The sequence below is a fragment of the Geobacter grbiciae genome, from assembly GCF_018531165.1.
Classification (GTDB): domain Bacteria; phylum Desulfobacterota; class Desulfuromonadia; order Geobacterales; family Geobacteraceae; genus Geobacter; species Geobacter metallireducens.
The window spans coordinates 363,502-377,694 of the sequence record NZ_JAHDIW010000002.1 but is presented as its reverse complement, the minus strand read 5'-3'; the positions used below and the strand labels follow the sequence as shown (position 1 = coordinate 377,694).

The 14,193-nt window shown below is 56.6% G+C and carries 10 protein-coding genes; 7 read left to right on the top strand and 3 right to left on the bottom strand.

Annotated features, from left to right (window positions below):
* Positions 1–47 precede the first annotated feature (47 nt).
* Genes KJB29_RS05155 through prsR form a run of 3 tightly spaced genes read left to right on the top strand, consistent with a single transcriptional unit; the run spans position 48 to position 4,821 of the window.
* Positions 48–1,337 (top strand): nucleotide sugar dehydrogenase, encoded by a 1,290-nt coding sequence (locus tag KJB29_RS05155; protein ID WP_215733659.1) that lies wholly within the window; start codon positions 48–50, stop codon positions 1,335–1,337.
* Between the two features lie 15 nt (positions 1,338–1,352).
* Positions 1,353–3,443, top strand: a complete 2,091-nt coding sequence (gene prsK, locus KJB29_RS05150; protein WP_215733658.1) for an XrtA/PEP-CTERM system histidine kinase PrsK — start codon at positions 1,353–1,355, stop codon at positions 3,441–3,443.
* A 10-nt stretch (positions 3,444–3,453) separates the two neighbouring features.
* Complete coding sequence (prsR, locus tag KJB29_RS05145) at positions 3,454–4,821, top strand: PEP-CTERM-box response regulator transcription factor (protein WP_215733657.1); 1,368 nt, start codon at positions 3,454–3,456, stop codon at positions 4,819–4,821.
* A 50-nt stretch (positions 4,822–4,871) separates the two neighbouring features.
* Here prsR and KJB29_RS05140 read toward each other — a convergent pair whose 3' ends face one another.
* The 3 genes from KJB29_RS05140 to KJB29_RS05130 form a co-directional block, all read right to left on the bottom strand.
* Entirely contained in the window at positions 4,872–7,139 is a 2,268-nt protein-coding gene (locus KJB29_RS05140; RefSeq protein ID WP_215733656.1) for a GAF domain-containing protein, read from the bottom strand.
* A gap of 212 nt (positions 7,140–7,351) precedes the next feature.
* Positions 7,352–7,879, bottom strand: a complete 528-nt coding sequence (locus tag KJB29_RS05135; RefSeq protein WP_215733655.1) for an outer membrane protein assembly factor BamD — start codon at positions 7,877–7,879, stop codon at positions 7,352–7,354.
* Entirely contained in the window at positions 7,876–9,204 is a 1,329-nt protein-coding gene (locus KJB29_RS05130) for a GGDEF domain-containing protein (RefSeq protein WP_215733654.1), read from the bottom strand. The genes KJB29_RS05135 and KJB29_RS05130 overlap by 4 nt, the downstream gene beginning before the upstream one ends.
* 177 nt (positions 9,205–9,381) lie before the next feature.
* Between KJB29_RS05130 and nadC the strand changes: the two genes are divergently transcribed.
* The 4 genes from nadC (at position 9,382) to fusA (ending at position 14,187) form a co-directional block, all read left to right on the top strand.
* Entirely contained in the window at positions 9,382–10,212 is an 831-nt protein-coding gene (gene nadC, locus KJB29_RS05125; protein WP_215733653.1) for a carboxylating nicotinate-nucleotide diphosphorylase, read from the top strand.
* Positions 10,209–11,225, top strand: a complete 1,017-nt coding sequence (locus tag KJB29_RS05120) for a biotin--[acetyl-CoA-carboxylase] ligase (RefSeq protein ID WP_215733652.1) — start codon at positions 10,209–10,211, stop codon at positions 11,223–11,225. Before nadC ends, KJB29_RS05120 begins: the two co-directional genes overlap by 4 nt.
* A 35-nt stretch (positions 11,226–11,260) precedes the next feature.
* Complete coding sequence (locus KJB29_RS05115) at positions 11,261–12,028, top strand: type III pantothenate kinase (RefSeq protein ID WP_215733651.1); 768 nt, start codon at positions 11,261–11,263, stop codon at positions 12,026–12,028.
* Positions 12,029–12,093: 65 nt separating this feature from the next.
* Positions 12,094–14,187: an elongation factor G gene (fusA, locus tag KJB29_RS05110; RefSeq protein ID WP_215733650.1), complete on the top strand. Its 2,094-nt coding sequence runs from the start codon at positions 12,094–12,096 to the stop codon at positions 14,185–14,187.
* Positions 14,188–14,193 lie beyond the last annotated feature (6 nt).

The following is a 14,193-nucleotide window of genomic DNA, read 5'->3' as shown; positions in this document are numbered from 1 at the left end:
ACAGCTGACAACGTTGTCAGTGTTAATTAATTGGATCAGGAGTATGCATGAATTCTCTCAATCGTACGGTTTCCGTCGTGGGGCTCGGCTATGTGGGGCTTCCGGTGGCGGTGGCTTTTGGCAAGGTCAGAAAAACAGTCGGTTTTGACATTAACCCGGTGCGCATCAGAGAGCTCAGGGAAGGACATGACAGGACAGGGGAAGTGGAAACGGAGGATCTGAAGGCTGCTGATATCCTTTTTACCGATTCCATCGACGAGCTGAAGCAGGCGGATTTTCATATCGTCGCCGTGCCGACGCCGGTTGACGAGGCCAACCAGCCCGATCTCACCCTGATGCTGAAGGCATCGGAAACGGTTGGCAAGGCTCTGAAAAAAGGCGATATCGTTGTGTACGAGTCAACGGTTTATCCCGGCGTCACCGAGGATGAGTGTGTGCCGGTGCTGGAGCGGGTGTCGGGCCTGAAGAGCGGCAGTGACTTCACGGTTGGCTATAGCCCCGAGCGGATCAACCCCGGCGACAAGGAACACACCTTCACAAAGATCAAGAAAGTGGTGGCGGGGCAGAATGCGGCGACCCTGGAGACCGTCGCCCGGGTCTATGAGTCGGTGGTGACGGCCGGGGTCCACCGGGCGGCGAGCATCAAGGTGGCCGAGGCTGCAAAGGTCATCGAGAATACCCAGCGGGATCTGAATATCGCCCTCATGAACGAGTTGGCAATTATCTTTGATCGTCTCGGCATCGACACCAATGATGTGCTGGAGGCGGCCGGAACCAAGTGGAACTTCTTGAAGTTCCGGCCGGGGCTCGTCGGGGGACACTGCATCGGCGTCGACCCCTACTATCTGACCCACAAGGCGGAGAAGATCGGCTATATCCCCCAGGTCATTCTGGCGGGCCGCCGGATCAACGACGGCATGGGGAAATATATTGCCCAGCAGGCGGTGAAGGGGATGATCCATGCGGGGCACTGCGTACGTGGCTGCACGGTGACGGTGCTGGGGCTCACCTTCAAGGAGGACTGCCCCGATCTCCGCAACTCCAAGGTGATCGACATCATCCGCGAGTTGGAGGATTACGGCATCGAGGTCCAGGTGCACGACCCCTTGGCCGATGCGGGAGAGGCTTCCCACGAGTATGGCGTCCGGCTCGTCCCCTTCGGGGAGCTGAGACCGGCGGCCGCGGTGGTTGCCGCGGTTGCGCACCGCGACTACCGGGAACTGTCCGTGGAAGGGGTCCGGGGGCTGATGGGGGACGGGCCGGTGCTCGTGGATGTGAAGGGTGTCTACGATCCCGCCGCGGTCCGGGCCGCCGGCATCAGGCTCTGGAGGCTGTAGCGTTACGGGTAACGAATGATTCAGATCGTCCTTTCATCGATAGCTCTGCTCCTGGCCGCAGTCTACGTTTCGTGTACGCTCTGGCGGAGCGGGCGCACCATCGCCGCTTATATGTCCGTGGTGGCCATTGCGGTCTCGGCGTCCGTTGAATTCTGCGATCTGGCCGCAGTGGCAGGGTACTTCGGTGATCCTCTCGATTGGAAGCGTTACAGCCTTATTGCCGAAGGGGTTGTGCCGGCGGCGTGGCTCGCCTTCAGCCTCACCCATGCCCGCACCGTGGCTGTTCGGTTCGTCACGGTCGCCCAGAGGGTTTTCCTGACGGCAAGCCTGATATTTCCCGCCGCTGTCCTCGCACTCCCGCGCTCAATGTTTTTCTACTCGCCCGACTTCGATTCCGAACGGATACTTTTTCTCTCAAACGCCGGATATGTCTTCTACTGCGGGCTCCTGGCCTACGTCGTGATCTCGCTTATCAATCTGGAGGCCACGTTCAGCAACGCTTCGCTTTCGTCGCGGTGGAAGATCAAGTTCGATTTCATCGGTGCGGGAAGCTTCCTGGCCGTGCTCATATTTTATTACAGCCAGGGGCTCCTCTACCGGACCATCAACATGAACCTGATGCCGCTACGGTCCCTGGTATTCATCCTTGCCTTGGGGATGATGCTCTATTCTCTGCTGGTTCGCGGCAGCGGGGTCAGGATCGCCGTCTCCAAAAGCATGGCTTACAAGTCAGTGGTCCTCTTTGCGGTGGGTCTCTACCTGGTAGCCCTGGGGATTATGGGGGAGGGACTCCGGTACTTCGGCGAGGGACAACAAAAAACCCTTGTTCTGGGGGTGGCGTTTGTCGTCGGCATCTGCCTCCTGGTGGTGCTCCTTTCAGAGAGCGCAAAGCGCAAGGTCAAGGTCTTTATCCACAAGAACTTCTACCAGAGCAAGTACGACTATCGCACCCAGTGGCTCCAGTTCACCGATCGCCTGGCTTCGGCACGGCAGGGGGAGGAACTGATGGCGGCCATTCTTTCTGGCTACTGTGCGATATTTGCCATGGGGTGCGGTGGGTTGTTTGTTCGCAATGCCGATAGCAACGAGTTCAACTGGGCAGCCGGCCACGAACTTCCGGGCACTGCCGCCGTCCTGAGGCCGGATGATCCGGTCCTGACTCCCATGATCGACCGGTCATGGGTTATCAATCTGCGGGAGGACGCGCCCGTTTGCCTTCCCGAGCAGGAAACCTATTTCACCGCCAATGGCATTCAGTTCCTGGTGCCGCTTTTCGGCCCCGACAGGTTGGAGGCCGTTCTGGTCCTCGGAAGGCCCGTTAACAAGAATGAACAGTACCTTTACGAGGACTACGACCTGATGAAGACCCTTGCCCGTCAGGCGGCATCGGCGCTTATGAACTACCGTCTTTCCGAACAACTGGCCCGTTCGAGGGAACTGGAAGTCATGGGCCGGGTTTCGGCCTTCATTATTCACGACCTCAAGAATCTGGTCTACACGCTGTCGCTGACAGTGGACAACGGTCGGGAGCATATTGCCGACCCCGAGTTTCAGGATGACTTGCTCGACACCCTTTCGAACACCGTCAACCGCATGAAGGTGTTGATCTCACGTCTCAAGAACCTGCCGGAGAAACGGTCGCTGGAGCTTGAGCGGGTTGACCTCCACCGTCTCTCCGTCGACACGGCGGCCATGGTGCCGGGACACGGGGTGATTTCAGTCACCGGTAGTGATACTTCCGCGGAGGTGGATCGAGAGGAGATCCAGAAGGTGGTGATGAATCTCCTGGTGAACGCCCTTGAGGCAACGGACGGCAAGGGGCCCGTGATGGTCGAGGTCGGCGCCGGAAGCGCCCCATTCATCCGGGTCAGTGATTCCGGCTGTGGGATACCGGAAGAGTTCCTTCGGACGCAACTCTTCTCGCCGTTCAAGACCACCAAGAAAAAGGGTCTCGGCATTGGTCTCTATCAATGCCGGCAGATCATCGAGGCCCACGGCGGACGAATAGACGTGGAAAGTGCCGTTGGGGTTGGTACGGTTTTCACCGTATGGTTTAACTGCGGTGATCAGGGGCGGATCGGGATAGCCGAACCTGAATTTATCTGAGGTGCGATTGATGGAAAAGCTGCTCATAGTTGATGACAATGAGGATATCCGCCGTCAGCTTCGATGGGGGATTGGGAAGGAGTATTCCCTTCATCTGGCCGCCGATGGCTCTGAGGCACTGGAACTCTTCCGCAAGCACCGCCCCCAGGTCGTTACGCTCGACCTGGGGCTCCCTCCCCATGAGGACAGTTCAGAAGAGGGGTTTCGCTGCCTCGGTGAGATGCTTCGCATCGCCCCCGACGCAAAGGTGATCGTCATTACCGGTAACGAGGGGAAGGAAAACGCTGTGAAGGCGGTGCAGATGGGGGCCTATGACTTTTACCAGAAGCCCATCGACCTGAATGAGCTCAAGGTTATAATCAAGCGGGCTTTTCACCTGCAGACCCTTGAGGATGAGAACCGTCGCCTTCAGAGCGCCCTTGGGGGGAGCGGCCCGGATGTAAAAGGGATAATCGGCCAGTGTGCCGAAATGCAGCAGGTGTTCTCGACGATCAGGAAGGTTGCCACCTCTGACATCTCTGTTCTTATCCATGGCGAGAGTGGCACCGGCAAGGAGCTTGTGGCTCGCGCCATCCACGCTCAGAGTCTGCGCAAGGACGGCCCGTTCATCCCCATCAACTGCGGCGCTATCCCTGAAAATCTTCTTGAGTCCGAGCTGTTCGGGCATGAGAAAGGCGCGTTCACAGGAGCGATGGCCCGGGTTCAGGGGAAGGTGGAGTATGCCCACAAGGGGACACTCTTCCTGGACGAGATCGGCGAGCTTCCCCTCAACCTCCAGGTCAAGCTCCTTCGGTTCCTGCAGGAAAAAGCCATTCAACGGGTTGGGGGAAGGGAGGATATCGACATTGACTCCCGCATCATAGCGGCCACCAATGTCGATATCGTTCGAGCCATGGAAGAGGGGAGGTTTCGGGAAGACCTCTATTACCGGATCGGGGTGGTAACCGTCACGCTTCCTCCCCTCAGGAACCGCGGCGACGATGTTATGCTGTTAGCCAATTTCTTCCTGAAGCGGTGCGTCAATGAGTTCAAGAAGAAGATAAAAGGTTTTAGTGAAACATCCCGTGAATACATCGAAAGTTATGGTTGGCCAGGGAACGTGCGCGAATTGGAAAACAAGGTTCAGCGGGCTGTGCTCATGGCATCGGGGGCAGTAATCGAGCCCGACGACCTGGGCTTCACCGAGCGACCCTCGGCACGAAAAGCAGGCATCGGCGAGGTGACAACCCTGCGTGAAGCCAGGGAACAGGTTGAGCGGGAGATGATCAGGGGGGCTATTACCAATAGCAAGGGGAATATTGCCAAGGCTGCGGAAGAGTTGGGAATCAGCAGGCCAACACTCTATGATCTCATGAGGAAGCACGGCATTAATGCATGATTGGTGACTGGCAGGCGGAACAGCCGTCCGCTGGTCTGTCTTGCTACGGGCTATTCCACCCTCTCGCCAACGACGAAATCCAACGCCTTCACCACCTTCGGGTCATAGAGCGTCCCCGCATGCTTGTGAACTTCCGCAAGGGCATCGGCTGCGGCCATTCGGGGACGGTACGGCCTTTCCGACGTCATGGCGCAAAAGGCGTCCACAACCGACAGGATCCGCGAGATGAGCGGAATTTCGTCTCCCTTCAGTCCGTCGGGATAACCGGTCCCGTCATACCGTTCATGGTGGTGGAGAATCCCCCGCTTGATCTCTTCGGAGAATTCGAATGAATCCAGGAGCCCCACCGTTGTGTAAGGGTGAATTTTGAGGGTGTTTTCTTCCGAGGGGAGGAGTTTCCCCTTCTTGTTCAGGATGCTCTCTTCGAGGAGCACAAGCCCCAGGTCGTAGAGAACCGACGCAAAGAGTATCGTCCGGCGCTCCTCTTCCCCGATTCCAATTTGAGCAGCGATTCCCATGGCAATGTCGGGGAGGCGGGGATCCTTCTTGTGGTATTTCTTTTCGGCAGTGATAAGGCTGTCGAACGAGGTCATCAATTGCCGAAATTCGTCCCCCTGGTGATCCCCCCCGTGGACCCGGCCCATGAAGTAGGCAACCCGTTCGCACATCGCCTGGGCCAGATCGAAGTCCTGCTCGGTGAAAGGACTGGCTGAGCGCTTGTTGTTGAGGTTCAGGACACCGATGACCTTGCCGCCCACCTTGAGGGGGAGTGAAATGAGCGATTTGCTGTTGTACTGGGGAACGCTCTTTCTCCCAAAACGGGGATCCTGCTCGATATCCTCGATAAAGAGCGGCTTACCCTCAAGGGCGACCCACCCGGCGATCCGGTCTCCCATCCGTACGCGGGTCTGCTTGATCATGTGATCGTCAAGACCTCTCGCGCCCTTGATCATGAGATCGCCCGTCATCTCATCGCAGAGCATCACCGAGCACATATTCACATCGAGTACCTCGGCAATGAACTCCAAGAACATATCGAGGGTTGTATTGACGACGGCGTCTACCTTCTGTCGGGCGCTCTTTGGTATGATAAGCGAAACCAGGAGACCCGTGGCGGTGTTCTCCGCGACCAGATCCCAGCGATGAATGTCCACTACCTTGCGGGCCAGGTAGAGTTTGAGTTTTTCGTCGGGGGAATCGGTTTGAAACAGATGATTCGAACTGAAAAGGTAAGGGGTGATGCTATCGGGCAGTCTGCGCGGAAGTCCTATGGATACGTGAATGTCATCGTTCTCCCGGGCGGAAATGAGAACCACGTCGCCCCGCTCCAGAAAGAAGCTCAACCCTTCGAGAATATTGAGGAAAAACTGAACTATCCTGATTCTATCGCCGACTACATCTGAAAGTCCATCTCCTATCTCCACGTCAATGCTTATGTCTTTGCGGGCAAAGAGGGTTTTGATGTTCTTTGAGCCGCACACTTCATTCAGTACTTCCCTGAGGCTTACCAGGGTCTTGTTTATGAGCATCGTCTCGTCTTCAAAGCGGAGGAAGTCGAGCTGGTTTTCCACGATGCCGATTAGTTTGTCCGTCTCGCCGGAAATGATGTCGTAAAACTCTTCCTGTTCGCGCCGCGAGAGGCGTTCGGACTGCCTCAGGTAGTAGACGGAACCCTTGATGGAGTTGAGGGGGGTACGCAATTCGTGGGATACCCGGGTGATGAATTCGGTTTTTACCACGTCGCTTTCGATGAGCTTGCGGTTGATCCCTTCCTGTTCCGCGGCCTTGAAACGGAGTTGGCCGACGAGAATGGCATTCTCCATGGCAATGGCTGCCTGATTGGCAATGATTTTGATGAGGGAGAACTCGTCTTCGTTGAAGGGGGCTCCGTCAGCCTTGTCGTTTATGTTGAGGACACCAAGGAGCCGGTTCTTGCTTATGATGGGGCATGATGCGAAGGAGTTGGTCCGGTAGCGGTCGCGGGTTATCCCCTTGAACCGCGGCTCGTTGGCCAGATCTTCCACAAGCACGGGAGTGCGGTTCTTTGCCACAACTCCGGCAATTCCTTCGCCGATCTTTGCCCGGTAGGTTCTTACAAGGTTGAGATCTATGCCGCGTCCCGCAAGGATGTAGAGTTCATCCCGCTCGTTGACGAGCATGAGAGACCCCTTCTCGGCCCTTGTGTAGTTGATGGCCAGGTCGAGCATGAGGTTGGCGATTGCACTCAGATTGTCCGTGGCAACCAAGGCATTCGATATTTCATGCAGTATGGAGAACTTCTTTTCGAACAGCCGGAGGTCGTCTGGTACGGAGCTCATGTGAACGCCTATTCCCGCAATGGGGTATCTTTTTTCAACGGTGCTGAAAGAAGAAGGGGGTCACGTAATAGTACGCAACAAGAGTGCCAGAATTTAGTGTTAATATTTCATTGTTTTTTCAAAGGGTTCTATTGTTGCCGGGGGGGGTGGAAACTTTTCTGTAAAGTTTTTTGAATTTTGACCAGTAATTGTGTCGGTGAATTTAACAAGTACTAGGGTTTGGCTTTCTTCTCCAGTTGCAGGTCCAGGTTTTTTATCTTCTCGATATTGAGTCTCATTTCCTTGTTTTCGCGAGTCAGAGAGAGGTTCAGGTCCCTAAGGCTCTTTATCTGCCGACGGAGTTCCGTTGCTGATTGGAGATGACGCGGCAGGATGGCGAGTAAGTCGGTAAGTGAAGACGACTGGGTTGCCCAAGGGCTGACCGGATACTCATTCTGAAGTCGTTCGAGATATTTTAGTGCATTGGCTAAATCTTCCCGATCCAAATCCGATGGCATGGACAGGAGAGCAAGGCGAAAAAGGGCTTCGTCGGTGACTCCCCGTACTCCCTGTGCCGCCACGACCTCCTCAAGGAGCGCTTCGGCCCTTTCCGAGTTTCCTCTTTCAATGAGTTTCACCGCTTGCTCGAGCTTGTCTTGTTGTGTGGTGCGCAGACGCTGCCCTTCCAGAGACTTCTGGACGGTGGCGCAACCGGAGAGGCAAGCCGTAACCATAATTATGATGATCGTGCGTGAAGTCATCGGGGATTCCTGCGTCGGTTGATCAGGTAGTTGCTGCCAGGAGATTTTTTCAGCAGATCCTTGATGTCGGCTGCTGTCTTGGCTATCTGCATCGCCGAGGTGAACTCGCCCTGTTGACTTATAACGACGGCCACGGAGATGCTCATGATGGGGAAGGTGCGGGAAACGCCGTAGCGGTCAACACCTTCAATGGCACCACGAGCCAGATCTTCTGCCGAATAATGGTTCAGGATGAAGTCGTCAAACCTTTTGATGACCGCTTCACAGAGGGAGCCTCCCCGCTCGGCCGCCACGACCATTACGAAATCATCACCTCCCACATGGCCGACGAAAGCGTTGCCACCGGCAAGTTCCCGAACTGTATCGTGGATCAGTTCCGCAGTCAATTTAATTACTTCGCTAGCTTTGATGTAACCGTAACGGTCATTGTAAGCTTTGAAATTGTCGAGATCGGCATAGCAGACCGCAAAGGGTTCACCGGATTGGAGAAGTTTGTTCAGCACTCGCTCGATGGCAATGTTGCCGGGGAGCCGGGTCAGCGGACTTGCGTCGAGGCTGATCTGCTCCAGTTCCTTCAATTTTTTCCCCATGCGTGAGAAATCCTCTGCCAGTGCACCGATTTCGTCACCGATGGGGATTTGGGGATCGTAATCGAAATCACCTTCTGCTATCCGGTGCATTCCTTTTTTGAGTTTTCTTATGGAGGTGGAGATGGAGTGTATGTTGAGTGCCGCTACGGTAACAGCAAGGATAAAGCCTGAAAATGCCAGGAAGAGGGTTAGTTTTACCGTGTCGGCCTCGCGCCGGTCGGCTTCCGCCAGCTTTTTCCCAAGGAGCTTTTGTCGGGAGGAGGAAAGATCTTCGATCAGGCTTACGACGGCGTCGGCCTCCTTTTGGGCGGGTAAGGGCTCAGTGTTGCTGGCGGCGAAGGCGCGTTCAATTTCCTTCCGGTAAGCATCGTAGCTGGCAACCAGGGAGCGGAAGAGACTGTTGTTGTCCCGTTGGCCAATCTCGCCGAGAATTGCCAGAAATTCAGACTGGCGCTGACTGTAGAGAAGTTTGAATTCGTCGCTCTTGAGGATTGCATATTTCCCCGCGATACGTTCCTGGGCCAGCATTGATTCCCGGAGACGATTCGCGGAATCGATTATAAAAAGATCGGTTTTGGCTATTTCCTTTGCGGTACGATTGAGGGAATAAAGCCCCATGACCGAAAAGGCGAGGGCCGTCGTGGTCAGAAAGAGCATCGCGACGTAGCTGACGATGAGTTTCTGAATAAGGGTGAAGCGGGTGCGGGTTCGAAGGGGTTTTGTTGAATCGCTCATTCAGTTTTTCCTCGAAAACGCTCCATTGTAGTTCAGTGACTGGGTCAAGTCAACAATACGACACAACACGACTCTGGAAATCCACGGGCGGGAAGCCCGAGCCGCGCCCTCTTTGCGGTTGCGGCTTCCCGTCTCCTGTGCTATATAGAGGCTTAATTTTTCTGATGCGGAGAGCCCATGACCGGCATAGACAAGATCATCGAAAACGCCCTCATGGAGGATATCCATACGGGGGATATCACGACTCTGGCGGTGGTTCCCGGGAGCTGTCCGGCCCGCGCCCGACTCATCGCCAAGGAACCCCTGATTCTGGCTGGCATTGACGTGGCGGCTCGGGTCTTCACGTTCCTTGACGCGTCGGTCCGTTTCGAGGCGCGGCATGGGGACGGAGCACGGCTTGCTGCCGGCGATCTGATTGCCGAGCTTGCCGGCGACTCCGCTCTCCTCCTCCAGGGTGAGCGGGTGGCTCTCAACCTGCTTCAGCGCATGTGCGGCACCGCGACCCTTACGGCCAGGTATGTGGAGGCCGTGGCGGGAACGCGGGCTCGCATCGTTGATACGCGGAAGACAACTCCGGGACTCCGGGTCCTGGAGAAATACGCCGTTCGGGTTGGCGGGGGAATCAACCACCGCACCGGCCTCTATGACGGTGTCCTCATCAAGGAGAACCACATCGCCGCCGCGGGCGGCATCAGCCGTGCCGTAAGTCGTGCACGGTCATACATCCCCCACACCCTTAAAATTGAGGTGGAGACCGAAACCATCGCGGAGGTGACCGAATCACTCGAGGCCGGTGCCGACATCATCATGCTCGACAATATGGATCTGCCGACCATGGCCGAGGCGGTGGTCCTCATTGGCGGCCGTGCCCTGGTGGAAGCCTCGGGGGGGGTAAACCTCGAAACAGTCAGAGGAATTGCCGAGACAGGTGTTGACATCATTTCCGTGGGGGCGCTTACCCATTCTGCCCGAGCCATGGACATCTCGATGCTTCTGGAGGCTGAGTGAGCGGAGAGTTGCCACGCCCCGACGCAACCGGCAGCAAGGAGATCGACCGGAAGATTCTGGAAATCTTCAGGAGTCGTGACGGGGGCGTTGTTTCTGGCGAGGAATTGAGCCGGTCTCTGGATGTATCACGCACGGCTGTCTGGAAGCATATCAAGACCCTTAATGGGCTCGGCTACCGCATCGAGGCAGTCCCCTCCCGGGGGTATCGTCTCGTATCAACTCCCGATATCCTCACCCCCGCAGAACTGTCAATCGGACTTAACGTTGCCAGGATCGGCACATCTCTTGTTTTTGTCGGCGAAACTGACTCAACTAACACCCTTGCCTATCGTCTTGCCGAAGATGGTGCCGTCGAAGGAACCGTGGTCATCGCCGACACCCAGAATCGTGGCAGGGGGCGGCTCGGGAGGCAGTGGGAGTCGCCCGCCGGGGTCAATCTCTATTGTTCCATTGTTCTTCGCCCGCCCATAATGCCGCTTCACGCGCCCCAGCTCACCTTCCTGTCGGCAGTTGCGGTGGCAGAGGCCATTGAGCGTTCTGCCGGGCTTGCACCTGTCATCAAATGGCCCAACGATGTGCTCGTGAACGGCTTAAAGGTTGCCGGCATGCTCAATGAGATGAGCGCCGAAACCGAACGGATAGATTTCCTTGTCCTCGGCATCGGGGTGAATATCAATATGCAGCGTGATCAGTTTCCGGCCGATCTGCGCCATCCCGCAAGCTCCCTTGCCATTGAGGCGGGGCATGAGGTGTCCAGACTCTCATTTACCCGGGCGCTTCTCGAGTCCCTTGATGCGCATTACTCACAGTACCGCTCAGAGGGGTACGCTCCGCTCCGCCAGGCATGGCTTGACCGGAGCGCCGTCATGGGAAGAAGGGTCCGGGTAAGCGGCAATCAGGGGGATATGACGGGGACTGTCGAGGGGATTGACGAGATCGGCGCTCTGTTGCTGAGAACCGCTCAGGGTACCCTTGAGCGGGTTTTGGCAGGGGATGTGACAATTGAAGGGTGAGGTGTCGCGGTGCTTTCTGTTCTGGAGGTAAACCCATGCTTCTCGTCATAGACGTGGGTAACACGAATATCGTTCTCGGCATCTATGATGGTCAGAGGCTTGTGCGTGACTGGCGCATATCCACCGACAAGGCCAAAACGTCCGACGAGTACGGCATCCTGATCCGTGAGCTTTTCCGTGGCGCCGGCATTGATTTCAAGGATGTGAAGTCCATTATTATTTCCTCGGTGGTGCCGACCCTGTCCGGGGTTCTGGAACGGCTTTCCCGGAGCTACTTCGGCTACAGTCCCCTTGTGGTTGGGCCGGGGATCAGGACCGGCATGCCGATCCAGTACGACAATCCCAAGGAGGTGGGGGCGGACCGGATTGTCAATGCGGTGGCAGGCTACGAGAAGTACAACACGTCTCTGATCATCGTCGATTTTGGCACCGCCACCACCTTCGATTACGTGAACCGCAAGGGAGAATACTGCGGCGGCGCCATCGCCCCCGGGCTTGTCATATCCATGGAGGCCCTGTTCCAGAGGGCGAGCAAGCTTCCCCGCGTCGATATCGTGAAGCCGCCGGCAGTCATTGCCCGCAATACGGTCAATTCCATGCAGGCCGGCATCTTCTATGGGTATGTGGGGCTTGTGGACGAGATCGTGGCCAGGATGAAAGCAGAGAGCAAGGACACTCCACGGATCATCGCCACGGGGGGGCTTGCCGGGTTGATCGCCCCCGAGTCAAAAACCATCGAGGCGGTGGAGGAGTACCTCACGCTGGAGGGACTGCGGATACTGTACGAACGAAACAGGGAGTGAGATGACGAGATAGCGCGGAAGTCAAAAGGTCGATAGACCTATACCTTATCATCACGGGAGGATGTATGGGCAAGTATGATACCGCAAAGCTGAGAAACCTCGGAATTGTCGCCCACGGCGGCGCAGGCAAGACCTCTCTCACCGAAGCCATACTCTTCACCACGGGGATGATTGACCGTCTCGGCCGGGTCGACGACGGCACGTCCACCATGGATTTCGAGCCCGAGGAGATCAAGCGGAAGATCACAATCTCATCCTCCCTCGACCACTGTGAATGGAATGACTACTCGCTTCACATCGTCGATACCCCCGGTTACGGAAACTTTATCTCAGACACCCGCGCCTGCATGCGTGCCTTGGGCGGATGCATCGTTATCCTTTCGGCCATCTCCGGGGTAAAGGTCCAGACCGAGGAGGTCTGGGAGTGGGCCAACGAGTTCGAGCTGCCCCGCATCGCCTTCGTCAACAAGATGGACCGCGAATACGCCAACTTCCTCAGGGCCATCGATGACATGGAGAAGTCTCTCAAAGCCCGTGGTGTGGCGGTCCAGATGCCCCTGGGCGCAGCTGAAACCTTCGAGGGGATCATTGATCTCATCGACATGAAGGCATACCGCTACGCCAAGGATGGTTCCGGCACATTCACGGAGGAGGAGATTCCCGCCGGGGAGCGGGACGAGGCCCAGCGACTCCGCGATATCCTCGTGGAAACCGTTGCAGAGGCCTACGATGCCCTGACCGAGAAATACCTGGAAACCGGCGAACTTTCCCGGGAAGAGATTCTGGACGGCCTGCGGATCGGGACGCTCCGCTATACATTTACGCCGGTTTTTTGCGGTTCCGCCACCATGAACATCGGCGTTCATCACCTCCTTGATTACATCTGCCACTGCCTCCCCTCTCCCCTCGACCGGGGTGCGGTGGTCGGTACCAATCCCAAAAGCGGCGAGATGGAGGAACGAAAGCCCGATGAAACGGAACCCTTCTCTGCCCTCGTCTTCAAGACCACGTCGGATCCCTACACCGGCAAAATATCCATCTTCCGGGTCTACTCGGGTACCCTGAACTCCGACTCGACCATCTATAACCCGGTCCGCGACTGCGAGGAGCGGATCGGCCAGATCTACGAGCTGGAGGGGAAGAAGCAGAAGTCTATCAAACAGGCCGTTGCCGGCGACATCGTGGCCGTGGCCAAGCTTAAGGAAACCCTTACCGGCGATGCCCTCTGCGACAAGGACAAGCCGATCATCTTCGAGCCGGCCAAGCCGCTCCAACCGGTCATTTCCTACGCTATCCAGCCCAAGACGAAAAACGATGAAGACAAGATTCACGGTGCTCTCCAGAAGCTCATGGAAGAGGATCAGACGATTCAGGTCCGGCGTGACGAGAAGACCCACGAACTGATCCTCTCGGGCATGGGGCAGGTGCACCTTGAGGTCACCATCGAGAAGCTGAAGCGCAAGTTCAATGTCGATGTGGAGATGAAGACCCAGAAGGTGCCGTACCTGGAAACCTTCAAAGCCACTGTCAAGGCCCAGGGAAAATACAAGAAGCAGTCGGGGGGAAGAGGACAGTACGGCGACTGCTGGGTTGAGTTCGCTCCCATGCAGCGTGGCGAGGGATTTCAGTTTGAGGACAAGATCGTCGGCGGTGTGATCCCGCGCCAGTACATCCCGGCGGTTGAGAAGGGGATCTTCGAGGCTTCCCAAGACGGTTTCCTGGCCGGTTATCCCTTGGTGGATTTCAAGGCCGCCGTCTATGACGGATCGTTCCACACCGTGGATTCATCCGAAATGGCCTTCAAGGTTGCCGGTTCCCTGGCGTTCAAAAAGGCCATGGAGACGGCCAAGGTGGTTCTCCTTGAGCCGATGATGAACATGAAGATCACGGTTCCCGAGGAGACCATGGGGGACGTGATCGGAGACCTCAACTCCCGACGCGGCAAGGTGGTCGGCGTCGAACCCAAGGCCAATTCCCAGATTATCCGATCAGTGGTTCCCATGGCCGAGGTGCTTTCCTATGCCAACGACCTGAAATCCATGACCAGCGACCGGGGGCTTTTCACCATGGAATTTTCCCACTACGAAGAGGTGCCAAGTCATTTGGCCCAGAAGATCATCGCCGAATCGGCCAAGGCCAATGAGAAGAATAACCACTGACCACGG

What these genes read in the sequence shown, in the direction of transcription:
- KJB29_RS05155 (WP_215733659.1), top strand. Translation starts at nt 48, where the DNA reads ATGAATTCTCTCAATCGTACGGTTTCCGTCGTGGGGCTCGGCTATGTG.
- prsK (WP_215733658.1), top strand. Translation starts at nt 1,353, where the DNA reads ATGATTCAGATCGTCCTTTCATCGATAGCTCTGCTCCTGGCCGCAGTC.
- prsR (WP_215733657.1), top strand. Translation starts at nt 3,454, where the DNA reads ATGGAAAAGCTGCTCATAGTTGATGACAATGAGGATATCCGCCGTCAG.
- KJB29_RS05140 (WP_215733656.1), bottom strand. Translation starts at nt 7,139, where the DNA reads ATGAGCTCCGTACCAGACGACCTCCGGCTGTTCGAAAAGAAGTTCTCC.
- KJB29_RS05135 (WP_215733655.1), bottom strand. Translation starts at nt 7,879, where the DNA reads ATGACTTCACGCACGATCATCATAATTATGGTTACGGCTTGCCTCTCC.
- KJB29_RS05130 (WP_215733654.1), bottom strand. Translation starts at nt 9,204, where the DNA reads ATGAGCGATTCAACAAAACCCCTTCGAACCCGCACCCGCTTCACCCTT.
- nadC (WP_215733653.1), top strand. Translation starts at nt 9,382, where the DNA reads ATGACCGGCATAGACAAGATCATCGAAAACGCCCTCATGGAGGATATC.
- KJB29_RS05115 (WP_215733651.1), top strand. Translation starts at nt 11,261, where the DNA reads ATGCTTCTCGTCATAGACGTGGGTAACACGAATATCGTTCTCGGCATC.
- fusA (WP_215733650.1), top strand. Translation starts at nt 12,094, where the DNA reads ATGGGCAAGTATGATACCGCAAAGCTGAGAAACCTCGGAATTGTCGCC.